The organism is Ornithinimicrobium ciconiae, from assembly GCF_007197575.1.
Classification (GTDB): Bacteria; Actinomycetota; Actinomycetes; order Actinomycetales; family Dermatophilaceae; genus Ornithinicoccus; species Ornithinicoccus ciconiae.
The window spans coordinates 2,293,487-2,316,355 of the sequence record NZ_CP041616.1; the positions used below are offsets into that span (position 1 = coordinate 2,293,487).

Sequence of the window (22,869 nt, forward strand, 5' to 3'; positions counted from 1 at the left end):
ATTATTACACTCCCCATGTGAAGAAAACGACGCGGCTGGGCCCGAAACCGTGGGTGCCGTCCGCCGACCCGGACCAGGCGCCCGCCGAGCGGGTCCTTGCCGTGCTCGCGGAGAAGAGCCGTCCGGTGACCACCGCTGATCTGGTGGCCGAGGTCGGATTCCATGCCAACACCGTGCGGGCACACCTGCAGGAACTGGTGGAAGCCGGCCTGGTCACGGTCCGGGCAGTCGCGCCGAGCGGCCGGGGCAGGCCCGCCCACGAATACACCATCACCGATGAGGGACGCGCCGTCCCCAGGGTCAACGACCCCGCGTTTGCCGAGTACCGAGGCCTCACCACCGCCTTCGCCAGCTATCTGATGGCCCGCACACAGGATCCCGCTGACGAGGCCCGTCAGATCGGCCGGGCCTGGGGCACACAACTGGCCTCCGAGAGGCCCGAGCACAGCGAGAGCCCGCAGGAGCTGGTGCTCCCGCTGCTGGCCAGGCTGGGCTTCACCCCGGTGCCGCCAGACACCTCTCCCGCCGACGAGGGGATCGCGCTGCGCACCTGCCCGCTCCTGGAGCTGGCCGAGCAGATGCCTGAGGTGATCTGCCAGGTCCACCAGGGTCTGGTCGAGGGCGCCCTGGCCCGCGGTGGCGCCGTGAGCACCGAGGCAGATCTGCGCCCTTTCAGCGAGCCGGGTGCGTGCCGACTCTATCTGCGCGAGACTATGCCGCAGTGAGTTCTGTCGGCACCGCGCAGTGACCACGGGCGCTGCGCCAACCGGGCCCCAGCCCGACTCTGATCCACCCACCTGACCCCAACCACCCCACCTGATCCCACATCGGAACCAGAGGACCAAAGGAGCGCGATGTCCGACTCACCGGGCACCACCACCACCCAGGCGGCCCCCGCCAAGGCCAACGGCAAGGCCTGGACGATGCTGATCATGGCGACCATCGGTTTCGCCGTGAACTTCTGGGCGTGGGCCCTGCTCAGCCCACTGGGACCGCTGTGGGCTCAAGACGGCACCCTGGGCAACATCACCGAGGGTGACGTCGCCCTCCTGGTCGCCGTGCCCGTCATCGTCGGGTCGCTCGGCCGCATCATCGTCGGTGCCCTCACCGACAAGCACGGCGGGCGCGTCATGTTTCCGCTGGTCTCCGTGGCCACGATCGTCCCGGTGCTGGTCATCGGGTTCTTCGCACAGAGCTCCCTGATTGCGATCCTCATCACCGGGTTCTTCCTCGGCATCGGTGGCACCGCCTTCGCCATCGGGGTCCCGTTCGTCAACGCGTGGTTCCCCCCGAGCCAGCGCGGCCTGGCGATCGGCATCTTTGGCGCCGGCATGGGCGGCACGGCCATCAGTGCACTGACCACCGTGCCGCTCTACAAGAACAGCCACAGCCTGCCGTTCCTCATCACAGCTGTCGCACTGGCCATCTATGCCGTCGCCGCCTGGCTGATCATGCGCGACGCCCCCGGCCGTTCGACACCGACCGGGTCGCTCGTCTCTCGCGTGGTCGCCAACTCGAAGCTGTCGATCACCTGGATGCTGGCCTTCCTCTATGCCGTCGCTTTCGGTGGCTATGTCGCCTTCTCGGTCTATCTGCCCTCCTACCTCAAGGTCGCCTACGAGCTCGATCCGGGCGACGCCGCCAACCGGATGGCGGGCTTCGTCTTGATTGCTGTCATCTGCCGACCGGTCGGCGGCTGGCTCGCGGACAAGCTCGGAGCCATCGAGGTGCTCTCCGGGTGCTTCCTGATCGTCGCGATCGGTGCCACCATCGCCTCCACCACACCGATCCTGGAGCACCTGGGCACGTTTGCCTTCCTCGGCATGGCTGCCGCCCTGGGTGCCGGCAGCGGCGCCACCTTCGCGCTCATCGCCAAGGTCACCGAACCGGGCCGGGTCGGTGGCGTGACCGGCATCGTCGGCGCGGCCGGAGGACTGGGCGGGTTCCTGCCGCCCCTGCTGATGGGCTATATCTATGGCCGCACCGAGTCCTACTCCCTCGGCCTGCTCCTGCTGGCCATCACCGCCATGGTGGCGCTGATCATGACGGTCACGGTCGTGAAGAAGAAGCAGGACGCCCCCGCGTGAAGTCAGGTGGGCACCGCGCCTGGCTCAGCGCTGACGAGCCAGGAAGTAGGCGTTGAAGGGGTCGCCCTCCACCTCGTGGCGTTCGACCTGTCCGAACCCGGCCTCACGGAGCATCCGCTCGGCGGTCTGCACGCCCCAGACGGTCCCCAGACCCGCGCCGCCCTGGCCGAGCGAGACGGACATGCAGTGTGTCGTCGAGACGGCATACAGGAAGGTAGCCCAGGGCAGGTCGAGGTTGTCCTCCAGGTTGCTCTGCGCGAACATGTCGACCATCAGGAAGGTACCGTCCGGACGCAGCGCACGGTGCACGTTTGCCAGCACTGCGGCGGGCTGAGCCTGGTCGTGGATGGCGTCGAAGGCGGTCACCAGGTCGAACGCGGCGACGTCCTGGTCCGGCAGCGTGGCCACGTCCCTGGTGATGAAGTCCGCATTCCTCAGGCCCCACACCGAGGCCTCAGCGCGGGCGGTGGCGAGGGCCTCCTCGCTGAAATCCCAGCCGGTGAACCGGCTGGCGGGGAAGGCGCGCGCCATCAGATTGATGGCATGGCCCTGTCCGCACCCGACGTCCGCCACGCGGATGCCCTCGCGGAGCCGGTCGACGAGGCCGGTCAGTGGCAGCGTGACCTCCAGCAGGGTGGCGTCGTGCACGGCCGCGCTGTCCTCGCCCTGGACGTCGTGGAAGTGCGGGTAGTCCTCGTAGGCCAGTCCTCCTCCCGTTCGAAAGGCCTCGACCACCAGTGGCGCCACCGCACCCATCATGGTCACGTAGCGCATGATCCGCGCAAGGTTGTCCGGTCCCGCACCGACCAGGAAAGGTGCTGAGTCGGCGCAGAGGCGATAGGTGGCGTCAGCCGGCTCGAAGTCGATGAGCCGGGACGTGGTCATGCCACCGAGCCATTCCCGCACGTAGCGCTCATCCAGTCCGGCGGCATCGGCGATCTGGGTGCTGGTCGCCGGTGGCAGGTCAGCGAGGGTGTCGAACAGGCCCAGTTCGTGGCCGATGCTGACCAGCACACAGGTGCTGCCGTGATCCAGGATCTCCAGCAGGCGCTCGTCGGCGCTCTGGTGGGTTTGCTGCGTTGTCATCATGTCTCCCTTGTCGACGGTTGGCGCCGGCTCCCTGCCGACTCCTCCGACGCTAGAAGCGCAGGGGCAGGAGCACATCGGGCGGATCGTGCAACCTGTGGGCCCACTCTGGGTCGGATGATGCAGGCCGCTCACAGCCGCTGGTCGCGCGCCCAGCTGGCGGCGGCGGTCCGCGAGGAGACGCCCAGCTTGGTGTAGATGTTCGCCAGGTGTCGACCCACCGTCTTCTCGCTGATGAACAGCTCAGCGGCGATGTCCTTGTTGGTGCCCCCGCGCGAAACAGCCAGGAGCACCTCGACCTCGCGCCCGGTCAGTCCTGCGGGCGGCTCGGCGGGGGAGAGTCGCTCCAAGTCCGGAGCTGCTCCGAGGCTCCGGTAGATCGCGGCCGCCGTGGCCACCTCGGCCGCAGCACGTGCATCGTCACCCGACGCGTCCCTTGCCTCCGCGAGGCGCTCGTGCACCTGGGCGGCAGGGTATCGGTGCCGTTGGTCCCGGTAGATCTGGCCGGCCTCCTCGAGCAGGGGCACCGCGAGGCCTGGCAACCCGGTGGCGAGGCGCACGGCCGCTCGCGCACGGCACGCCACGGCACGCAACCCTGGTGAGGCGAAGTGTGCGGCGGTGGCCTCGGCCTCAGCAGCCAGGGTGGCGGCATAGGCCTGGTCGCCGGCCTCCAGCAGCATCTCGATCATCGGCAGCAGCACCCGGGCACGGCGCAGCGGGACCTGGTCGGCCAGTGCGATGCGCAGGGACTCCAGCGCCTCACCGAAGTGCCCGTCGGACCTGAGCCGCAGCGCGGTGCCGGGCTGGGCGTCGTGCTGGAGCGCGCGCGCCTGGCCAAACGCCGTGTCCGCGCCCTCGCGGTCCCCGCGGAGGCGGCGGACCTCGCCGAGCGTGTAGTAGGCCTCCCCGGCAAGCCAGCCGTGCGCCCCCACGAGATCGTCCGCCCGGTTCCCGAGCTCGTGCTCGACCAGGTCCCACTCGCCCGCCGCCGCCGCCAGTGCGAGCTCGTGCACCCGGACCACATCGGCATACATGAAGGTCTGCGACAAAGGGGTGGACCAGCGGGCCATGACCCCGGTCCACTGCTGTGCTCGGGCCAGATCGCCCAGCTCGTCGCACAGGTGCACCACGCTGCACAGCAGGTCCCCGGTCCACATGGGTTCGAGGCAGCCGTTCAGCAGAGGCAGGATCGACTCGTCCAGTGCTGCCCACCCCGTCTCCGAGTCGCCGGAGAGGACGCCGGCCATGCCGCGCAGTGCCACGGAGAGGGTCTGCAGGGCGGGATCCCCGAATCGCTCGTTGAGCTGGTCCAACGTCTCGGCGGCGGTCCGGCACGGCATCGGATCCCCCGTCAGGTCGGTGTCCTGGCTGCCCTCGATGTAGGCCAGGTAGCCGTGCAGCACTCCTGGCGGGAGATCTGCCAACAGTCGTTTGGCGCGGCTCAGCCAGGCGTGCGAGATCGCCACGTCGCCGCGCAGCATCCAGGCGAGGGCGAGACGCAGGGCATGGTCCGCGGCCTCGCTCTCCCGCCCCGCCTCCGCCAGGCGTTGGAAGGCTTCCTCAGCGACCTCCATGGCGCCCGGAGCGTTCCCGAGCCACCAGGTCGCCTCACCCAGGCGGGTGAGGTCTGCAGGGTCCAGCCGGTCGCGACGCGCGGCCAGAGCGGTCTGCACAGCAGCCCAGTCCTGCGCGTCGGGCGTGGTCGACGGCGTGGACGTCACGGCATACCTCCATCTCCAGTGTGCCGCAGAGAGCCCCGGCGCGCCACGCTCTGGACGGGTGACAGCATGTGCCGGTGCGCCGCGTCCTGCTCGACATCACCCCGCTGCGGGAGTCGCGTCCTTACCGCCACCTCTACGTCGGCATGGTCACCTCCGGTGTCGGCGCCCAACTGGCCACCACGGCGATTGCCCTGCAGATCTATGAGCTGACCGGATCCTCCTTCGCCGTCGGTCTGGTCGGCCTCTATGCGCTGGTGCCCATCGTGGTGCTCGGACTGTATGGCGGGGCGGTCCTGGACACGCACGACCGCCGGACCGTGGCGCTGGTGGGTGGCGTTGCCCTCTGGGTCACCGGCGGTCTCAACGTCCTCCAGGCAGTCCTGGGCAACACCCATGTCGGGGTTCTCTATGCCCTCGTGGCGCTGCACAGCGCTGGCTTCGCCATCATGAGCCCGGCGCGGTCCTCGATCTATCCCAGGCTTCTGCCGATCGAGCAGCTGCCGGCCGCCAACGCCCTCAGCGTGGCCTCGATGAACGTCTCGATGACGGTCGGGCCGCTGCTCGCCGGTTTCATCGTCCAGTTCGGTGGCTACGTGAGCGCCTACACCCTGGACGTCATCCTGTTCACCGCCGCGATGTGGGGAATCTCCACGCTGCCCTCCATCCGTCCGGAACGGGGCGCCGGGGCCAGGGTGCCCGGCCTGTCCAGCGTGATCGACGGGTTGCGCTTCCTCGCCACGAGACCCAACGTGCGGATGACCTTCCTGGCCGACTTCTGCGCGATGATCCTGGCCCAACCCCGCGCCCTCTTCCCGGCGATCGCCGTCGTGGCCCTGGCCGGGGGAGAGGCCACCGTCGGCATCCTCGCGGCCGCGCTCGCCGTGGGGGCGCTCGTCGCGATGCTCTTCTCGGGGCCCCTGGGCTCGGTGATCCACCAGGGACGCGCGGTCGTCTGGTCGGTCGTGGCCTGGGGTGTGTGCATGGTGCTGCTGGGTCTGGCCGTTCTCGGGGCCGGCCAGCTCTTCAGCCCGAGGACAGCCCTTGTGCTCGCCTGCCTGGCGCTCGCTGCTGCCGGGGCGGCGGACTCGGTCTCCTCGGTCTATCGCAACACCATCCTGCAGGCCGCCACCCCGGATCACCTCAGAGGTCGTCTGCAGGGCGTCTTCATCGTCGTCGTGGCCGGCGGTCCGCGACTGGGGGAACTGGTCGCTGGCTCGGTCGCCGCGGCCTGGTCCGAGTGGGGCACCCTGGTGCTGGGCGGGGTGGCCTGCATGATCGCCATGCTGGTCCTGGCACGGCTGCAACCCGGCTTCTCGCAGTATGACGCGCGCGACCCCCAGCCCTGACCGCGGCTCATCCGCTAAACCCTGATATAAAGCCCTGATCCATCGTGACTGTCCGAGTTTTAGCGCATGCCAACGTGCCCTAAAAGAACTGTCACCGATGACGAAACCGCAGGTCACGACACGCGCGGACCGCCCTGTCGGGGACTGCGGTAAACCTGTACTGTGAGCGCCATAAGCATTCCGCTAAACCTCGCTGAGAGGAGTGGTCATGGGACGGCCAGACGCTGGTGACGGCCTTGACCTGCTGCGTTCGGACGTGCGCCGCAACCTCTATGACCACCTTGCCGACCTGCCTGTCCAGGAGGTCGAGGGCAGCCAGTCTCTGCGTCACAGCGGCCTCAGTGCCCAGGAGCTCGCCGACGTGGTCGGCCTGCACCTGACCACCGTGCGCTTCCACCTGGACCAGCTCGTCGCGGCCGGCCTGCTGACGACGATCCAGGCACCACCCTCCGGAGCCGGTCGCCCCCGCAAGCTGTATGCCGTGCCCGGCGTCGCGATGACACCTCCGTCAGACCCCCACGCACTGCAGGCCTATGCCGCGCTCTCCGAGATCGTCGCCACGGTCGACACCCGGGATGAGCCGCTCGAGCAGAGCCCCGCAGCCCTGGAACTGTCCGGGCGGGAGTGGGCACGCGACCACGTCTCACGCCTAGCCGTCCGCATCGGTCAGCATGCACCCGCGCCGACACCCGGCGCCTGGCTGGGCAAGATCGGAGCCGTCCTCGACCTGCTGGTCGGCTGGGGCCACGCCCCTGAGATCCGGACCTCGTCCGGCGCCCATGAGGTCGACATCCTGCTGCGGGACTGCCCCTTCATCGCCCTGGCCAGAGACAGCCCCCAGATGGTCTGCGGGGTCCACCGGGGCCTCCTGCGCGGCGCCCTCGATGCCCTGGGCGAGGAGAGCGCCGAGCTGGACCTGCAACCTCTCATCGACCATCGCACCTGCCGAGCCCACCTGACCGTCACCACCCCGTTCCCCGACCGTGGAGAGTCCTGATGACCGACACCGCAGCACGGCCCCAGACCGACACCGAGCCCGCAGGCTTCGACGGACCCCTGTCCTCCGCACTCGTGGGGACCCGCAGGTTCTTCACGCGCGGCAAGGTCTCCGACGACCAACGCACCCTCTCGCTCGAGGGCGGGCGCTCGGGTGACGCCTTCTATCGCGACCGGTGGAGCCACGACAAGGTCGTGCGCTCCACGCACGGTGTCAACTGCACCGGCTCCTGCTCGTGGAAGGTCTACGTCAAGGACGGGATCATCACCTGGGAGGCGCAGCAGACCGACTACCCGACGACCGGCGGGGACCGACCCGAGTACGAACCGCGCGGGTGCCCCCGTGGTGCGGCCTTCTCGTGGTACACCTACAGCCCGACCCGGGTCCGCTACCCCTACGTCCGCGGCACCCTGCTGGAGATGTACCGCCGGGCCAAGCAGGAGTTCGGTGACCCTGTGGTCGCCTGGGCCAGCATCGTGCAGGACGAGGAGAAGTCCCGGACCTACAAGGCGGGCCGCGGCAAGGGCGGACTGGTCCGTTCCACGTGGGAGGAGACGGTCGAGATGATCGCCGCCGCCCACGTCTACACCATCAAGCGCTGGGGCCCGGACCGGATCGCTGGATTCTCCCCGATCCCGGCGATGTCCCAGGTCAGCTATGTCTCCGGCGCCCGCTTCAACGAGCTCATCGGCGCGCCGATGCTCTCGTTCTACGACTGGTATGCCGACCTGCCCAACGCCTCCCCGCAGATGTGGGGCGACCAGACCGACGTCCCCGAGTCCGGGGACTGGTGGGACGCGGCATACCTGATCATGTGGGGTTCGAACGTCCCGATGACCCGCACCCCCGACGCGCACTGGATGATCGAGGCGCGCTACCGCGGGCAGAAGGTCATCGCGGTGGCGCCGGACTATGCCGAGAACGTCAAGTTCGCCGACGAGTGGGTCGCCCCGGCGCCGGGCACCGACGGCGCGCTGGCGATGGGGATGGGGCACGTCATCCTCAAGGAGTTCTTCGTCGACCAGGAGACCGAGTTCTTCGCCGACTACACCAAGAAGTTCACCGACCTGCCCTTCCTGGTCTCGCTGGTGGAGGCGGGCGACGGTTCCTACCGTCCAGGCAAGTTCGTGGTCGCGGGCGACCTCGAGGGCCACCCCGAGGGCTCGTCGGAGAACTCGATGTGGAAGCCGGTCGTGCTGGACCGCGTCACCGACGACGTGGCCGTCCCGCAGGGTTCGATCGGGCACCGCTTCGGCCCCGAGGGTGAGGGGAAGTGGAACCTCGACCTCGGCGACATCGACCCGATCCTGTCCCTCTACGGCGACACCAGTGACTCGGTCCCGTTGGAGCTGCCCCGCTTCGACACCGGCGACAAGGTCGTCTATGAACAGCGCGGTGTGCCGGTCCGGCGCATCGGCGGGCACCTGGTGACCACGGTCCTCGACCTGATGCTGGCGCACTACGGCGTCGGCCGTCCGGGGCTGCCCGGCACCTGGCCGGAGGACCTGGAGGACCCGACTGTCCCTGCCACGCCGGGCTGGGCCGAGGCGATCAGCTCGGTGCCCTCGCACCAGATCGCCCGGCTGGCACGTGAGTTCGCCCAGAACGCCATCGACACCGGTGGTCGCGGCATGATCCTGATGGGAGCCGGCACCAACCACTGGTACCACTCCGACCAGATCTATCGCGCCATGCTCGTGCTGACCACTATCACCGGGTGTCAGGGCCGCAACGGCGGCGGCTGGGCGCACTACGTCGGGCAGGAGAAGGTCCGTCCGCTGATGGGCTTCCAGCACATGGCTTTTGCCCTGGACTGGGTGCGCCCGCCGCGGCACATGAACCAGACGGCCTACTGGTATGTCAACACCAGCCAGTACCGCTACGACACCTTCACCACCGACGACGTCGGCGCTGGCACCGGCGCCTTCCAGGGGCGGTCCATGATGGACCTGCTCGCCCAGTCGGTCCGGTTGGGCTGGACGCCGTCCTACCCGCAGTTCGACCGGTCGAGCCTGGTGCTGGCAGACGAGGCCGCGGCGGCTGGCACAGACGTCAAGGACTATGTCGTGAGCCAGCTCAAGGAGGGCTCGCTGAACTTTGCGGTGGAGGACCCGGAGGCGGAGCAGAACTGGCCGCGGGTGCTCACCCTGTGGCGCGCCAACCTGTTCGGCTCCTCGGCCAAGGGCAACGAGTATTTCCTGAAGCACCTGCTCGGGACGACCAACGCGGTCCGCGCCAGCCAGGCTGGCCCGGACCAGCGTCCCCGCGACATCGCGTGGCCGGACGAGGTGCCCGAGGGCAAACTCGACCTGCTGATGACGATCGACTTCCGGATGACCAGCTCGACGCTGCTCTCCGACATCGTCCTGCCGGCTGCAACGTGGTACGAGAAGCACGACATCAACACCACCGACATGCACCCCTACATCAACTCGTTCAACCCGGCGATCTCCCCGCCGTGGCAGAGCAAGAACGACTGGGACGCCTGGAAGGAGGTCGCCAAGCGATTCTCCGAGCTGGCCGTCGACCACCTGGGCACCCGCAAGGACGTGGTGGCCAAACCGCTGTGGCACGACACACCGGAGGCGATGGCCACCGTCCACGGCGTGGTCAAGGACTGGAAGACCGGTGAGGTCGAGCCGGTCCCGGGCAAGACCATGCCGGTCCTGGTGGAGGTGGAGCGGGACTACACGCAGATCTACGCCAAGATGACCGCGATCGGGCCGCTGCTCGAGAAGGTCGGCATGGTCACCAAGGGCGTGAAATACGATCCGACCGACTTCGTCGAGCGGCTCCGCGTCGTCAACGGCACGGTCCGAGGAGGCGTGGCCGACGGTCAGCCGAGGCTGGAGACCGACGTGCACGTCGCGGAGGCGATCATGCACCTGTCGGGAACCACCAACGGGCACCTGGCGACCCAGGGCTTCAGGGATCTGGAGAAGCGCACCGGCGTGCAGCTGCACGACCTGTCCGCCGAGCACGAGGGCAAGATCATCACCTTCGCGGACACCCAGGCGGCTCCGGTGCCGGTCATCACCAGCCCGGAGTGGTCCGGCTCCGAGAGCGGCGGGCGGCGTTATGCGCCGTTCACCATCAACATCGAGCGGTCCAAGCCGTTCCACACCCTCACCGGTCGCCAACAGTTCTATGTCGACCACGACTGGATGCTCGACATGGGGGAGGGGCTGCCGACCTACAGGCCGCCGCTGAACATGACCCTGCTCTTCGGCGAGCCCGAGATCGGCGCCGAGGGCGAGCTCGGTGTCTCCGTGCGCTATCTGACACCTCACAACAAGTGGTCGATCCACAGCGAATACCAGGACAACCTGTTCATGCTCTCGCTGTCCCGCGGTGGCCAGACGATCTGGATGTCCGACCTCGACGCCGACAAGATCGGCGTCCTGGACAACGACTGGATCGAGGCAGTCAACCGCAACGGCGTCGTGGCCGCACGGGCGATCGTGAGCCACCGGATGCCCGAGGGCACGGTCTTTATGCACCACGCGCAGGACCGGTTGATCGACGTGCCGCTGACCGAGACCGACAACAAGCGCGGCGGCATCCATAACAGCCTGACCAGGATCCTGATGAAGCCCAGTCACCTGATCGGCGGCTACGCCCAGCTCGCCTACTTCTTCAACTACATCGGCCCGACCGGCAACAACCGGGACGAAGTGACCACCATCCGCAAGCGCACCGCCCCCGTCGCCTACTGACGCCCCGCAGCGTCGACCTACAGGAGAGATCACATGAGAGTCATGGCACAGATGGCCATGGTCATGAACCTGGACAAGTGCATCGGGTGCCACACCTGCTCGGTCACCTGCAAACAGGCATGGACCAACCGATCCGGCATGGAGTACGTCTGGTTCAACAACGTGGAGACCCGCCCGGGTCTGGGCTACCCACGCACCTACGAGGACCAGGAGGAGTGGCAGGGGGGCTGGGTGCGCACCCCGGCGGGGCGGCTGAAGCTGCGCTCGGGTGGGCGGCTGAACAGGTTGCTCAACATCTTCTCCAACCCCAAGATGCCCTCGATCCAGGACTACTACGAGCCCTGGACCTACGACTACGAGACGCTCCTCAACGCGCCAGCGCAAGAGGACTTCCCCGTGGCCAAGCCCTACTCCCTGATCACGGGCAAGCAGATGAACATCGAGTGGTCGGCCAACTGGGACGACGACCTGGGGGGCAGCAAGCAGCACGCGGCCAAAGACCTGATGCTCAAGGGCATCGAGGACAAGGTGAAGATGGAGTTCGACGAGACCTTCATGTTCTATCTGCCGCGGATCTGCGAGCACTGCCTCAACCCCAGTTGTGCCGCGGCCTGCCCCTCGGGTGCGATCTACAAGCGCGAGGAGGACGGGATCGTCCTGGTGGACCAGGACAAGTGCCGCGGCTGGCGCATGTGCGTCACCGGCTGCCCCTACAAGAAGGTCTACTTCAACCACAAGACCGGCAAGGCCGAGAAGTGCACCTTCTGCTATCCGCGCATCGAGGTCGGCATCCCGACGGTGTGCGCGGAGACCTGCGTGGGTCGGCTGCGTTATATCGGGCTGATGCTCTATGACGCCGACAAGGTGCTCGAGGCAGCCGCCGTCGAGAACGACCACGACCTCTATGAGGCCCAGCGTTCGGTCTTCCTCGACCCGCGTGACCCTGCAGTCGAGCGAGCCGCCGAGGCTGCCGGCATCCCCGGGGACTGGATCGAGGCGGCCAAGAAGTCGCCGGTGCTCCGGCTGATCAACGACTACAAGGTGGCCCTGCCGCTGCACCCCGAGTACCGCACGATGCCGATGGTCTGGTATATCCCGCCGCTGTCCCCGGTCGTGGACGTCATCAAGGACACCGGCCACGACGCCGAGGACAGGGACAACCTGTTCGCGGCCATCGACGCCCTGCGCATCCCGGTGGAATACCTCGCCAACCTCTTCACCGCGGGCGACCCGGGACCGGTCAACGACGTGCTGCGCAAGCTGGCCGCGATGCGCTCCTACATGCGGGACATCAACCTGGGTCGCGACCCACAGGCCAGCATCCCCGAGGCGGTCGGCATGACCGAGGAGGAGATGTATGAGATGTTCCGTCTCCTGGCGATCGCCAAGTATGACGATCGCTATGTCATCCCCTCCGCCCACGGCGAGGAGGCACACGCCCTGGAGGAGACCGCCACCGACTGTCCGGTCAGCAACTACGACGACGAGCTCATGGACATCTCCGGACCGTTCGGTGAGGGCTCTGGACGTGGCAACACCACCCCGGTCGCGGTGGAGAACTTCCGGATGCTCCAGCAGCGGCAGACCTCCGACGCGCTGGTCTCTGGTGGGACCAAGATGGGCCGGGTCAACCTGCTCAACTGGGATGGCAAGGGCGTGCCCGCCGGGATGTTCCCGGACAGCGAGAAGGACGCCTCGGTCCAGACCGTCGACGGGCCGGCCCAGTTGGACTCCGCGCACTCCCGCCCGGACAACACCGCCGGGTCCAACGGCAAGGTGACGTGATGCTGCCCTGGCGCCGCCACCGGCGGACCACCTCCAGCCTGGCGCCACAGGTCCAGGCGGACACCTGGCAGGTGTGCTCCCTGCTGCTGGACTATCCGGAGCAGACGCTCGTCGAGCAGCTCCCTGTCCTGCGCAGCGCCGTGGCCGGGCTCCCTCAGCGGCAGGCCGAGCCGTTGGGACGTTTCCTCGACACCGTGGAGCGTTCCGACCTGGGGGAGCTGCAGGAGTCCTACGTCGACACTTTCGACATCACCCGCAAGTGCGCACTGCACCTGACCTACTTCCTGCACGGTGACACGCGCAAGCGTGGGGTCGCGCTCATCCAGTTCAAACAGCTCTATCGCCAGCACGGGGTCGAGCTCTCCGACGAGGACGCCGAGCTGCCCGACCACCTCACCGTGGTGTTGGAGTTCGGCGCCACGGTGGCGCCCGAGGCGGCGTGGAAGCTGCTCAACGACCACCGGGTCGGCATCGAGCTGCTGCGCCGGGCTCTGCTGCGCCGCGAGTCGCCGTGGGCGGACGTCATCCTGGCGGTCTGCAGCACCCTGCCGGAGCTGGAGGGCGACGACACGCAGGCCCTGGCCAAGCTGATCGCCCAGGGGCCGCCGCAGGAGACGGTCGGCCTGGATGACACCGCCCTCAACGCGCCCTATGCGATCGACCCGGCCCTGGACGAACTGTCGCGGGGTCCGGCGATGCACCCCACGAGCGACTGCGGTGGAGGATCCGCCGACTCCGACTCACGGCATACTCTCGGCCCGACTATCCCTGTAGGAGCCCCCCGATGAGCACCTTCCTCTGGGTGATCTTCCCCTATATCTGCCTAGCGGTCTTCGTCGTCGGACACATCTGGCGCTACCGCTACGACAAGTTCGGGTGGACCACGCGCAGCTCTCAGCTCTATGAGAGCAAACTGCTGCGGATCGGCAGCCCGCTGTTCCACTTCGGGATCCTGGGCGTGGCCGGCGGGCACTTCCTCGGCCTCGTCATCCCGCAGAGTCTGACCGACCGGATCGGCATGAGCCACGGGATGTACCACTTCATCGCGATGGCGTTCGGCATCCCGGCGGGCATCGCGGCCGTCGTGGGCCTGGCGATCCTGATCTATCGACGCCGCACCGTCGGGCCGGTCTTCTCCGCCACCACCATCAATGACAAGGCGATGTATGCCGTGCTGGCCGTCGTGATGTTCCTGGGCATCTGGAACACCATCGCCGGCGGCATCTTCACCATCGGTGGCGAGTACAACTACCGTGATGGGGTCTCACCGTGGTTCCGGCAGATCTTCTGGTTCCAGCCGGACACCGCCCTGATGGCCGGCGGCGTACCGCGGAGTGGGGGTGCGGCACTGGACCCGGCACCGTTGGGCTTCCAGCTGCACGCCTTGGCTGCCTTCCTGCTGATCGCGATGTGGCCGTTCACGCGGCTGGTGCACGTCTTCAGCGCACCGATCGGCTACTTCACCAGGCCCTACATCGTCTATCGCAGCCGGGACAGCCGGCCGGGGTCGGCGACCGGGAGCCGGGCTCCCAAGCGAGGCTGGGAGAAGGTTGGCTGAGCACGCGGGTTCTGGGCTGCCGGCGACGACTCCTGGCTCGACGACTCCTGGCCCGACACAAGCTGGCCCGACACAATCTGGGCTGTTGCCGGTCGCCCCTGTCGAGGAGCTTACCGCCGACCAACTGAGCCGCTACTCCCGGCACCTGCTGCTGCCGGGCATCGGGCTGGACGGTCAGAAGAGGCTGGTCAACGCCCGGGTGGCCGTGGTGGGCGCCGGCGGCCTCGGCTCACCGGCCCTGCTCTATCTGGCGGCCGCGGGGGTGGGACACCTGACGGTGATCGATGACGACCGGGTCGACCTGACCAACCTGCAGCGTCAGGTGATCCACCGGGTCGAGGACCTGGGCAACACCAAGGTGGACAGCGCCCTGCGCGCGGTCCGGGACCTCAACCCTCTGGTGTCGGTGACCGGTGTCCGGGAGCACCTGGACGAGACCAATGCCATGGACATCCTGGCCGGTCACCACCTCGTCCTGGACGGCTCGGACAACTTCGACACCCGCTATGTGGTCAACGACGCCGCGGTGGCGCTGGGCATACCGCTGGTCTGGGCCGCGGTGTTGCGGTTCGATGCCCAGATCACCACCTTCCTGCCGCCGTCGCTGGTGGGGGAGGCGGCCGTGCAGCTGCGTGACCTGTTCCCGGTGCCGCCCAGGGCCGAGGACGTGCCCAGCTGCGCCGAGGCCGGGGTGCTCGGCGCGATGGTCGGTCAGGTCGGCTCGATCATGGCGGGTGAGGCCGTGAAGCTGATCACCGGCACCGGTGAGCCGCTCGCCGGGCGGGTCCTGCTGCTGGATGCACTCACCCAACGGACCCGGGAGATTCCGCTGCGCCCCCTCGAGACCACCGGTGACGGCCATCCCGGGACGACCCGGGGATGGATGCCGGAGGCGGGGGAGAGCCGCGACGTGGTCGCGATCCCGGAGATGACACCACTGCAGGTGCACGAGCACAACGACGAGCTGCAGATCATCGACGTGCGCGAGCCGGGGGAGCACGCGCTCGGCACGGTGCCGCAGGCCCGCACGGTTCCGGTCGGTGAGGTGCTCGCCTGGGAGGACCGTGCCGCGGTCGGTGAGGGCCCGGTCGTCTTCTACTGCAAGACCGGCCCCCGCGCGGGCCGCGCCGCCCGCCACCTGGTGCACCTCGGACACCCCGACGTCCGGGTGATGACCGGAGGGATCCTGGGCTGGATCGACGAGGTCGACCCGTCGCTGCCGAGATACTGATGGCTGGCAGTCCCACGCCCCACCCCATCCCGGAGCACGACCTCATCGTGCTGGCCGGGGGAGGGGGCTCGCGCCTCGGCGGAGTGGACAAGGCCGCGCTCACGGTCGGTGGCCGCTCCCTGCTGGATCGAGTCCTGGAGGCAGCCGAGGCCGCACGACGCACCGTCGTCGTCGGGGCGGTCCGCACACCCCCGGGTGTGCTGCAGACCCTGGAGGATCCACCGGCCGGGGGCCCGGTCGCAGGCATCGCCGCCGGCGTGGCAGCCCTCGCAGTCGCAACGGGAGCCGCCCGGTCCACCGCTGCTGCTCCCTGGACCCTGGTGATCGCCGTCGACCAGCCCACCGCGGCCGAGGCCGCCCCGGACCTGTTGACCGCCGCGGGCGTTGCCTGGCCACAGATTGACCTGGTCTGCCCCCACGATGCCAGTGGCCACCCGCAGTGGCTCCTGGCGGCATACCGCACGGCGTCGCTGCGACGGGCGCTCGTTCCGTTCGGGTCGGGGCACGGTGTCTCGGTGCGCCGGCTCGTGGCCGGGCTGACCATCGGTGACGTCGACACGGGCCACCAGGGCGACATCGACACCTGGGAGGACCACGCGGCCTGGCAGGAGCGGCTCTCGACACCTCCCGACCACCGGGTGTGACACGGGGCTGACCGGGCCCGGTGCCGCCCAGCACAAGGTCTGAGAGACTGGGACCAGGACCACTAGGAGGCACAGATGGCAACCGTTCGCTACTTCGCCGCAGCTGCAGAGGCAGCCGGGACGGAGCAGGAGCAGGTGATCGCTGCCGACCTCGGCACGCTGGTCACCGATCTCGTGGAGCGGCACGGCGCCGTCCTGGCAGACGTGCTGCGCCGCAGCTCGCTGCTGCACGAGGGCCGCTACGTCTCGGACCACAGCACCACGTTGAGCGCGGACGCCGTGGTCGACGTGCTGCCGCCCTTTGCCGGCGGCTGATCCGCGCCCAGAACCTGACCGCCGTGGGCACTGTCGATCTGGCGCGCCTGAGCGCCGCCGAGGCCGTGGCCCGTGCCGACCACCTCGCGCACATCTATGGGTCGGCCCAGGGCGCAGCCGCGGAGCCGGCCAGCGGGTGGGCGGCCCACCTGGTCACTAGCGTGCAGGAGTATGCCGGGGCGACGGTCCGCGTCGCGCTGTCCGGCCCTGCCGTGGGGCCACCCGGTAGGGCTGCTCGTGAGATCGTGGGCTTCCTGCACGGCTATGACCTGCAGCTACAGCACTGGTGGCCACAGCAGGTCGAGCCCGCCCTGCGAGCGCGCGGGCACGGGTTCTGGCTCGAGGACGCCTTCGAGCTGGTCGAACTCGACGTCCTCCCGCAGGCGCAGGGACGGGGGATCGGCACCGCCCTGCTCACCGCGCAACTGGCCGAGATGCACCAGCGCCGGATGCTGCTGGCCACGGATCCTGCAGGCCGGGCGCGCGTGCTCTACCGACGCCTCGGCTTCGTCGATCTGGTGCCCGACTTCGTCTATGAGGGCACGGCCTACGGTGCCGCGCTGATGGGCTGGGACCGGCACGCCTGACGGCCAGGTCCGAGGACCATCTGGTCTGTCAGGTCTGTCAGGTCTGTGAGTCCGGCTCCGCGTCGGCGAGGGCGCTGCGCTCGATGTGCTCGATGGCCAGTTGCAGAGTGCGGCCGGGGGCCTCATGGTCCGCGTGACAGAACAGGCTGACCCTGGCCGGCCCCACGACCCAGTGCGACACCTCGCTCGGTGGTCGGCGCCGGTCGAAGGCCTTCTCCGGCGTGCCGTGCTGGGTGGTCAACTGCTCGGTGGCCTCGTCATAGACGTCCTGGACCTGCTGCGCGGGCCCGTTGGCCAGCGCATGGACACCGACCAGCGCCTTCTCGAACTCGTGCACGATGAGATAGTCCGCCGCGAGCTCGCGGTCGCCGGTCAGCCGGAAGGCCCGTCCGCTGTGCCCTGGGGCCGCCTCCCCGCGCGCCAGGTGCAGTCGCTCGAGAAAGGCGTCGACGGCCTCTTGACCGGTCGGCCACTCGGGATCCACCAGCACCTCCTGCACCAGATCTTGGAGCATGTTGGAGGTGGGCAATCCTTTCGTGACCATCTGCTCACGGTAGGGCGGGTCGGACGATGTCGCATGTCGGGACCGTCCCCGAGGCCTCCACGGGCGCTCCGGTCCGGTTCGGAGGCCCAGCCTCTTGCCCTGGCGGTCCCCCCGGTGGTCGAATCACTCATGGGACTCCTCGACGCCCTGGACAGCGTGCGCAAGGTTCTCCGGCTGCCACCGCGCAGCAGAGCACGTCAGGCACCACCACCACGCCAGCTCCCCACCGTGGCCGCCGTGGTGGCGGCACTGCGCACGATCGATACCGAGCTCGATCACCACGACGGTGTCTGGCAGTTCAACCGGATGTATCTGCAGGTCACCGAACTGGTCGATGAGCGGATCCGGGAAGGCTACTTTGCCAACGCCGCCTTCATGGAACGGCTGGACATCGTTTTTGCCCACCTCTATCTGGACACCGTGCAGGCCGACGCCGAGGGACGGCACATCGCCGAGTGCTGGGAGCCAGTCTTCGACCAGCGTGACCAACCGCTGGTGCCCATTCAGTTCGCGGTGGCCGGCATGAACGCTCACATCAACCACGACCTCGGGGTGGCCGTGGTGGCCACCTGCCAGCAGTTGGGCCTGAGCCCGTCCAGCCCAGGAGTGCACGCGGACTACGTCAAGGTCACGGGGCTGCTGGCGGAGGTGCATGAGCAGGTGCGCCAACGCTTTCTCAACGGTGTGGTGCTCTCGGTGGACCGCGAGCTGTCCCCGCTGCTCACGCTCATGGGCTCCTGGAGCATCGCCCGGGCCCGCGAGGCCGCTTGGACCAACAGCGAGGTTCTGTGGGAGCTGCGCGACTCACCGGTGCTCCGGGACAGCTTCCAACTCAGTCTGTGCCGAGCCGTCGGCCTTGCCGGACGCACCCTGTTGGTGCGGGTGGCCGCGCCGATCTGACCGGCGTCCGGTCCGCCCCTCGGCCCCGGCTCTCTCACCGCCGCTGCAGCAGGGTGAGCACCTCCAGGTGGGGCGTCTGGGGGAACATATCGAACAGCCGGGCCCGCACCGGGCGCAGTGAGGGCATCCGCGTGAGGTCCCGGGCCAGGGAGTCGACGTGGCAGCTGGAGTAGAGCGCCTGCTGCACCCCAGAGGCCTCCAGCCACGGGGCGAGATCGCCGATGCCGCGCCGCGGGGGGTTGACGACCACCACCTCCGGTGCCGGCCGATCGCGCAGGAGGGCAGCGGCGTCGCCGGTCACGAAGCGGGGTGCGCCGGGCATCTCGGCGGCACTCGCGCGAGCACTCTCGACCGCCTCGGCGGACAGCTCCACCCCGAGCACGTCCCGGGCGCTGCCGTTCGGGCGCAGCAGGTTGTGCAGGGCAAACCCGCCGACCCCGCAGTAGAGGTCCCACAGCGACGCCGGGTCGGTCTCAGCGAGCCAGGCCCGGGCCTGGCGATAGAGCCCCGCAGCCACCTCGGTGTTGGTCTGGAAGAACGAGCCCGGCCGCAACCTCAGGCTCACGTCGTTGACGGGCATCGGCAGGTCGCTGTGCTGACTGAGGAGCACCTCCTGCGGCCCTTCCAGGACCGCGGCGTGGATCGGTTGGAGGTTGACCGAGACGACGCGGACACCGGGCAGCAGCTCGTAGATCCGGGACAACCCGGTGCGGATCCGAGTCACCTGTCCCTCCGAGCGGAGCACGAAGCGGATCATCAGCTCACCGGCGGGGGAGTGGGTGAGCAGCACATGCTTGAGCTCACCGCTGCGCCGGGGCACGTCATACGGCACCATCCCCAGGTCGGCGAGCAGGGACGGGACCTGCTGAACCGCCTGCGCCAGGCCCGGCTCATAGAGGCCGCAGTGGCGCAGGTCCACGCCCTGTCCCGACCCGTCCAGGATGCCGACGGTGGGGTCCGACCGGGTGCCGGCGACGACCAGCTTGGCCTTGTTGCGGAACCCCGCCGGGCGACTGGTGAAGGGCGACTCCCACTGCAGCGAGACACCTGCCCCCAGCAGCGCCGCCACGCACCGCTCCTGCTTGGCCGCCACCTGGTCGTCGTAGGCCGTGCCCATCAGCGAGCAGGAGCGGCACCGGTGGGCGTCGAAGTAGTCGCACTGCATCCGGTGCGGGGTGGGGGTGACGACGGGCACCCCGACAGGGTAGTGGGCACCGTAGGGTTGCCGTGTGAGTGATCCCCAGAGTCTGTCGATCCACACCACCGTTGTCGGCGAGAGCACCCCGTCCGCAGAGGCGACGCGCTGGGTGGTCTTCCTGCACGGCCTGTTCGGTCAGGGCAAGAACTTCACCACCATCGCCAAGGCGCTGCAGCCCGAGTTCGTCTCGCTGCTGGTCGACCTGCCCAACCACGGGCGCTCGGACTGGACCGAGACGGTGGACTATGAGCAGATGGCCGACGCCGTCGCGGCCCAGGTGCGACGGACCGTGGGTGACGACCAACGGATCCACCTGGTCGGTCACTCGATGGGCGGGAAGGTCGCGATGGCCCTGGCGCTGCGCCACCGCGACCTGATCGACCGCCTGGTGATCGTCGACATCTCCCCGGCCTCGAGCACAGACATGAGCGAGTTCGAGCAGCTGCTCGGAGCACTGGCGACGCTCGACCTGGACGACCTGCCGAGTCGGACCGAGGCGGATGCCCGGCTCAGTGAGCTGATCCCGAACCGGACGACCCGAGGATTCCTCCTGCAGAACCTGCGCTCAGAGGGCGAGCGGTGGCGCTGGCAGGCCAACCTCGACCTCCTGCTGGCCGACCTACCGACGGTCGGGGGCTACGTCCCCGAGGGTGATCCGTTCACCGGTCCCGTCCTGTGGGTCGCCGGTGAGCGGTCGAACTACATCCAGCCTGAGCACCGTCCGGCGATGGAGGAGCTCTTCCCACGCACCGTGCTGGTGCGGGTCAAGGGTGCTGGGCACTGGGTGCACTCACAGCAGCCGCAGGCCTTTACCTCAGCGCTGCGCACCTTCCTGACGGCGACCTGAGGTCGGCCGCACGCGACGCAGCCTGCGGGCCTCCACCTCGTAGCGCGAGGCGCGCCCCTGGCCCGCGGCATAGAACCGCCGGTGCAGGCTGCCCTCGAGGTCGACATAGTCGTCAACGGCGAGACGCAGGGCCGCAGCGCGGGTGCGCGCACTCCAGCAGGCCACCTCGATCGCGTCGACCTGCGAGCGCCCGGCCGATGCACCCCGCCCCCGTCGGGGTGAGCGCGGCACGACGACCCGCAGCTGGACGACCTCGTCCCCGCTGGGCAGCACCCGGGACTCGGGCCCCCAGCTGACACGGCCGAGCAGGTGGACGCTGTTGACCGTCTCGACGGGAGGGGAGACCGGGGCGCTGGTCGGTGGGCTCATGACGCCACTGTGCCGAGCGCCCGGTCCCGCCCGCTAGGTCCGGTGACCGACCTGTGGACACGGGCACCCGGCATACCAGGCCTGTGGACGGCAGCTGCGGGGCGTCGTCAGCGGTCGAGCACGAGGTCGTCGATGGCCGCGATGATCGGGGAGTAGTCCGCCATCGGGTCCAGCCCCAGGACCCCCGCCCAGAATGGCACCATCTCGTGCTTGTACTCGTGGCCGTGGCCCGAGGGCACGTCCACGGACAGTGGCATGTCGCTGGCGATCTGCCAGAAGGTCACCCACCGGTCCCAGCTCAGGTAGGGGGAGACGTCGCGCCCGACCTGCTCGCGCAGCCAGTCCGGCTCCTTCCACAGCAGGTCCCACGACCACCAGACCACCGGGTCAGACGCGTGTTGGCCGTAGACGACGCGCGGCTCCTGCCAGTCCACCAGGGGAGCGCCATAGAAGTCCTCGGTCAGCTCGACCGGCGTCGTGGCGAACCTGATGTGCTGCCCGTTGTCGATGACCGGTGCGATCTCCGGGCTGCCCTCCCGGCGGTCCTCGGTCAGCGAGCTCCACAGCGGGGTGAAGCGCGGGGTGCCGGTCCACACCGCCCCGTCGACGCGCGCCAGCATGTCGTCCGCGTCGTCGAAGGCACCCTGGCCGCCGAAGGAGCCCAGCGACTCGCCGCTGGTGAACAGCAGAGGACGCTGCTCCTGCGGCAGCCGGTTGATCTCCGCCTCCACGGCTTCGAACAGCGCCTTACCCGCGGCCGGGGGCGTGTCCCGGTCCGAGACGTAGGCCAGCCCACTGGGAAAGAAGCTGTACTGCATCGAGACGGTCGCCACGTCTCCACCGGTGAGGAACTCCAGCGCCTGCACCGACCACTCCTGCACAAATCCGGTGCCGGTCGTCGTGGCCACATTCACCGCCGAACGCTCCAGACCGCCGGCCCGGACCAGCTCGGCCACGGCCGCCTGGGCAGCCGCGTCGATCTCGTCGTGCTGCGCCTTGCCGGCATAGACCCTGATCGGCTCGAGGGCCGGCTCTCCGGTGGCCGCCGCGATGTCGGCTGCGCGCGGACCGTCCGAGACAAACATCTGGCCCTGGCGGCCCAGCGACTCCCAGGTCTCGTATGACGTGGGGCTGCCCGAGCGCTCGGCCTCCGCCGGGGCGGTGCGCCCCTCGGGCGAGGTGTGGCTCAGTTGGGTGGCATTGCCCAGCGCCCAGTTGAGGCCGCGCTGGTAGAGGACATCGGTGCTCACGAAGATCACCAGGGCCGCCACGATGAGGGTGGCGGCGAGGGGAGCCAGCGACGGGGGCAGGATCGGCCCGACCAGCCGGGTGGTGCTGCGCCGCAGCTGGCGCAGGCCGCGGCCCAGGAGCAGGAGCAGCGCGAACAGGACGATCCCGGCGAGCACCCCCAGGAACTGGTTCAGCGCCCCGCCGCGACTCACCCCGGCCATCAGCGAGATCGCCTCCTGCTGATGCAGGCTGCGGATCCACACGATGATGCTCACCACCACCAGCAGCAGGATCCACCCCGTGCGGAACGCCCAGTTCGAGCGTGCGCTCAGCTCGACCCTCAGGTGCGTGCGGCGAGACAGCCACGACACGAACCGCCCGAGGAGGCTGCCCACGAGATAGCCGTAGGCGATGCTCACTCCGACGTTGGCGGCGGTCATCCACCAGGCGCGGGGCAGCAGACTGGGTGACAGGGCCACCCAGAGCGTGAACAGGCCAACGGTCAGGCCAGCCACGGAGAGCCTGCCCAGGACACCGGTGGGGCGGGTCGTCGGCTCGGGATAGACCGCTGGTGCGGCGCTGACCGCCGGCATGCGCAAGGGGCGCGCCAGGGCGCCGAGCCGGGTCGGCAGCGCTGGTCTGTTGATGGCGCTGGCCCCACCGGACCCGGACCCAGCCGGACGCTCCACGATCACGGGGTCGAGCCTA

Annotated in this window: 20 protein-coding genes; 14 read left to right on the forward strand and 6 right to left on the reverse strand. The window is 69.0% G+C overall.

From position 1 onward, the window contains the following. Positions 1–17: 17 nt before the first annotated feature. Together FNH13_RS10500 and FNH13_RS10505 are read left to right on the forward strand one after the other, a co-directional pair. On the forward strand, positions 18–725 hold the full coding sequence (locus tag FNH13_RS10500; protein ID WP_202878756.1) for a helix-turn-helix transcriptional regulator: 708 nt from the start codon (positions 18–20) through the stop codon (positions 723–725). A gap of 129 nt (positions 726–854) precedes the next feature. After that, the gene (locus tag FNH13_RS10505; RefSeq protein ID WP_228266350.1) at positions 855–2,087 is read left to right on the forward strand and encodes an MFS transporter; all 1,233 of its coding nucleotides are present in this window, start codon (positions 855–857) and stop codon (positions 2,085–2,087) included. 24 nt (positions 2,088–2,111) lie between these two features. Here FNH13_RS10505 and FNH13_RS10510 read toward each other — a convergent pair whose 3' ends face one another. Both FNH13_RS10510 and FNH13_RS19565 read right to left on the reverse strand, forming a co-directional pair. Further along, complete coding sequence (locus FNH13_RS10510; RefSeq protein ID WP_143783384.1) at positions 2,112–3,173, reverse strand: class I SAM-dependent methyltransferase; 1,062 nt, start codon at positions 3,171–3,173, stop codon at positions 2,112–2,114. Between the two features lie 131 nt (positions 3,174–3,304). Then, positions 3,305–4,894, reverse strand: a complete 1,590-nt coding sequence (locus FNH13_RS19565; protein WP_228266351.1) for a helix-turn-helix domain-containing protein — start codon at positions 4,892–4,894, stop codon at positions 3,305–3,307. A gap of 74 nt (positions 4,895–4,968) precedes the next feature. On the opposite strand from FNH13_RS19565, the gene FNH13_RS10520 reads away from it, so the two are divergent. The 10 genes from FNH13_RS10520 (at position 4,969) to FNH13_RS10565 (ending at position 17,073) form a co-directional block, all read left to right on the forward strand. After that, positions 4,969–6,240, forward strand: coding sequence for an MFS transporter (locus FNH13_RS10520; protein ID WP_143783385.1), 1,272 nt, complete (start codon positions 4,969–4,971; stop codon positions 6,238–6,240). A gap of 208 nt (positions 6,241–6,448) precedes the next feature. After that, positions 6,449–7,237, forward strand: coding sequence for a helix-turn-helix transcriptional regulator (locus tag FNH13_RS10525; RefSeq protein ID WP_143783386.1), 789 nt, complete (start codon positions 6,449–6,451; stop codon positions 7,235–7,237). Next, positions 7,237–10,953, forward strand: coding sequence for a nitrate reductase subunit alpha (locus FNH13_RS10530; protein ID WP_143783387.1), 3,717 nt, complete (start codon positions 7,237–7,239; stop codon positions 10,951–10,953). Before FNH13_RS10525 ends, FNH13_RS10530 begins: the two co-directional genes overlap by 1 nt. 33 nt (positions 10,954–10,986) lie before the next feature. Next, positions 10,987–12,738: a nitrate reductase subunit beta gene (gene narH, locus FNH13_RS10535; protein ID WP_143783388.1), complete on the forward strand. Its 1,752-nt coding sequence runs from the start codon at positions 10,987–10,989 to the stop codon at positions 12,736–12,738. Then, entirely contained in the window at positions 12,738–13,526 is a 789-nt protein-coding gene (gene narJ, locus FNH13_RS10540) for a nitrate reductase molybdenum cofactor assembly chaperone (RefSeq protein ID WP_143783389.1), read from the forward strand. Before narH ends, narJ begins: the two co-directional genes overlap by 1 nt. Then, positions 13,523–14,296 carry a respiratory nitrate reductase subunit gamma gene (gene narI, locus FNH13_RS10545; protein ID WP_143783390.1) on the forward strand — a complete coding sequence of 258 codons (774 nt, stop codon included), beginning with the start codon at positions 13,523–13,525 and terminating at the stop codon, positions 14,294–14,296. Before narJ ends, narI begins: the two co-directional genes overlap by 4 nt. 85 nt (positions 14,297–14,381) lie before the next feature. Next, entirely contained in the window at positions 14,382–15,527 is a 1,146-nt protein-coding gene (gene moeB, locus FNH13_RS10550; RefSeq protein ID WP_228266352.1) for a molybdopterin-synthase adenylyltransferase MoeB, read from the forward strand. Further along, positions 15,527–16,171, forward strand: coding sequence for a molybdenum cofactor guanylyltransferase (gene mobA, locus FNH13_RS10555; protein WP_143783391.1), 645 nt, complete (start codon positions 15,527–15,529; stop codon positions 16,169–16,171). Before moeB ends, mobA begins: the two co-directional genes overlap by 1 nt. Positions 16,172–16,246: 75 nt before the next feature. Continuing rightward, positions 16,247–16,486 (forward strand): MoaD/ThiS family protein, encoded by a 240-nt coding sequence (locus FNH13_RS10560; protein ID WP_143783392.1) that lies wholly within the window; start codon positions 16,247–16,249, stop codon positions 16,484–16,486. A gap of 23 nt (positions 16,487–16,509) precedes the next feature. After that, on the forward strand, positions 16,510–17,073 hold the full coding sequence (locus FNH13_RS10565) for a GNAT family N-acetyltransferase (RefSeq protein ID WP_165700083.1): 564 nt from the start codon (positions 16,510–16,512) through the stop codon (positions 17,071–17,073). A gap of 37 nt (positions 17,074–17,110) precedes the next feature. Here FNH13_RS10565 and FNH13_RS10570 read toward each other — a convergent pair whose 3' ends face one another. After that, complete coding sequence (locus FNH13_RS10570; RefSeq protein WP_143783393.1) at positions 17,111–17,617, reverse strand: hypothetical protein; 507 nt, start codon at positions 17,615–17,617, stop codon at positions 17,111–17,113. A gap of 114 nt (positions 17,618–17,731) precedes the next feature. Here FNH13_RS10570 and FNH13_RS10575 point away from each other — a divergent pair, with 114 nt between their 5' ends. Beyond that, complete coding sequence (locus FNH13_RS10575; RefSeq protein ID WP_228266353.1) at positions 17,732–18,517, forward strand: DUF5995 family protein; 786 nt, start codon at positions 17,732–17,734, stop codon at positions 18,515–18,517. Between the two features lie 34 nt (positions 18,518–18,551). Here FNH13_RS10575 and FNH13_RS10580 read toward each other — a convergent pair whose 3' ends face one another. Beyond that, positions 18,552–19,712 carry a methyltransferase domain-containing protein gene (locus tag FNH13_RS10580; protein WP_321169190.1) on the reverse strand — a complete coding sequence of 387 codons (1,161 nt, stop codon included), beginning with the start codon at positions 19,710–19,712 and terminating at the stop codon, positions 18,552–18,554. Between the two features lie 34 nt (positions 19,713–19,746). Here FNH13_RS10580 and FNH13_RS10585 point away from each other — a divergent pair, with 34 nt between their 5' ends. Beyond that, a complete protein-coding gene (locus FNH13_RS10585; RefSeq protein ID WP_143783394.1) occupies positions 19,747–20,562 on the forward strand; it encodes an alpha/beta fold hydrolase in 816 nt (271 codons plus the stop codon). Here the strand turns inward: FNH13_RS10585 and FNH13_RS10590 are convergent. Together FNH13_RS10590 and FNH13_RS10595 are read right to left on the reverse strand one after the other, a co-directional pair. Next, positions 20,530–20,931, reverse strand: a complete 402-nt coding sequence (locus FNH13_RS10590) for a single-stranded DNA-binding protein (protein WP_143783395.1) — start codon at positions 20,929–20,931, stop codon at positions 20,530–20,532. The two genes, FNH13_RS10585 and FNH13_RS10590, sit on opposite strands and share 33 nt — an antisense overlap. A 107-nt stretch (positions 20,932–21,038) precedes the next feature. Next, positions 21,039–22,856, reverse strand: coding sequence for an alpha/beta hydrolase (locus tag FNH13_RS10595; protein ID WP_143783396.1), 1,818 nt, complete (start codon positions 22,854–22,856; stop codon positions 21,039–21,041). Positions 22,857–22,869 lie beyond the last annotated feature (13 nt).

Excerpts from the sequence above, each read along its gene's own strand:
- FNH13_RS10505 (WP_228266350.1), top strand. The coding sequence starts at position 855 with ATGTCCGACTCACCGGGCACCACCACCACCCAGGCGGCCCCCGCCAAG.
- FNH13_RS10510 (WP_143783384.1), bottom strand. The coding sequence starts at position 3,173 with ATGACAACGCAGCAAACCCACCAGAGCGCCGACGAGCGCCTGCTGGAG.
- FNH13_RS10525 (WP_143783386.1), top strand. The coding sequence starts at position 6,449 with ATGGGACGGCCAGACGCTGGTGACGGCCTTGACCTGCTGCGTTCGGAC.
- FNH13_RS10530 (WP_143783387.1), top strand. The coding sequence starts at position 7,237 with ATGACCGACACCGCAGCACGGCCCCAGACCGACACCGAGCCCGCAGGC.
- narH (WP_143783388.1), top strand. The coding sequence starts at position 10,987 with ATGAGAGTCATGGCACAGATGGCCATGGTCATGAACCTGGACAAGTGC.
- narJ (WP_143783389.1), top strand. The coding sequence starts at position 12,738 with ATGCTGCCCTGGCGCCGCCACCGGCGGACCACCTCCAGCCTGGCGCCA.
- narI (WP_143783390.1), top strand. The coding sequence starts at position 13,523 with ATGAGCACCTTCCTCTGGGTGATCTTCCCCTATATCTGCCTAGCGGTC.
- mobA (WP_143783391.1), top strand. The coding sequence starts at position 15,527 with ATGGCTGGCAGTCCCACGCCCCACCCCATCCCGGAGCACGACCTCATC.
- FNH13_RS10560 (WP_143783392.1), top strand. The coding sequence starts at position 16,247 with ATGGCAACCGTTCGCTACTTCGCCGCAGCTGCAGAGGCAGCCGGGACG.
- FNH13_RS10570 (WP_143783393.1), bottom strand. The coding sequence starts at position 17,617 with ATGGTCACGAAAGGATTGCCCACCTCCAACATGCTCCAAGATCTGGTG.
- FNH13_RS10590 (WP_143783395.1), bottom strand. The coding sequence starts at position 20,931 with ATGAGCCCACCGACCAGCGCCCCGGTCTCCCCTCCCGTCGAGACGGTC.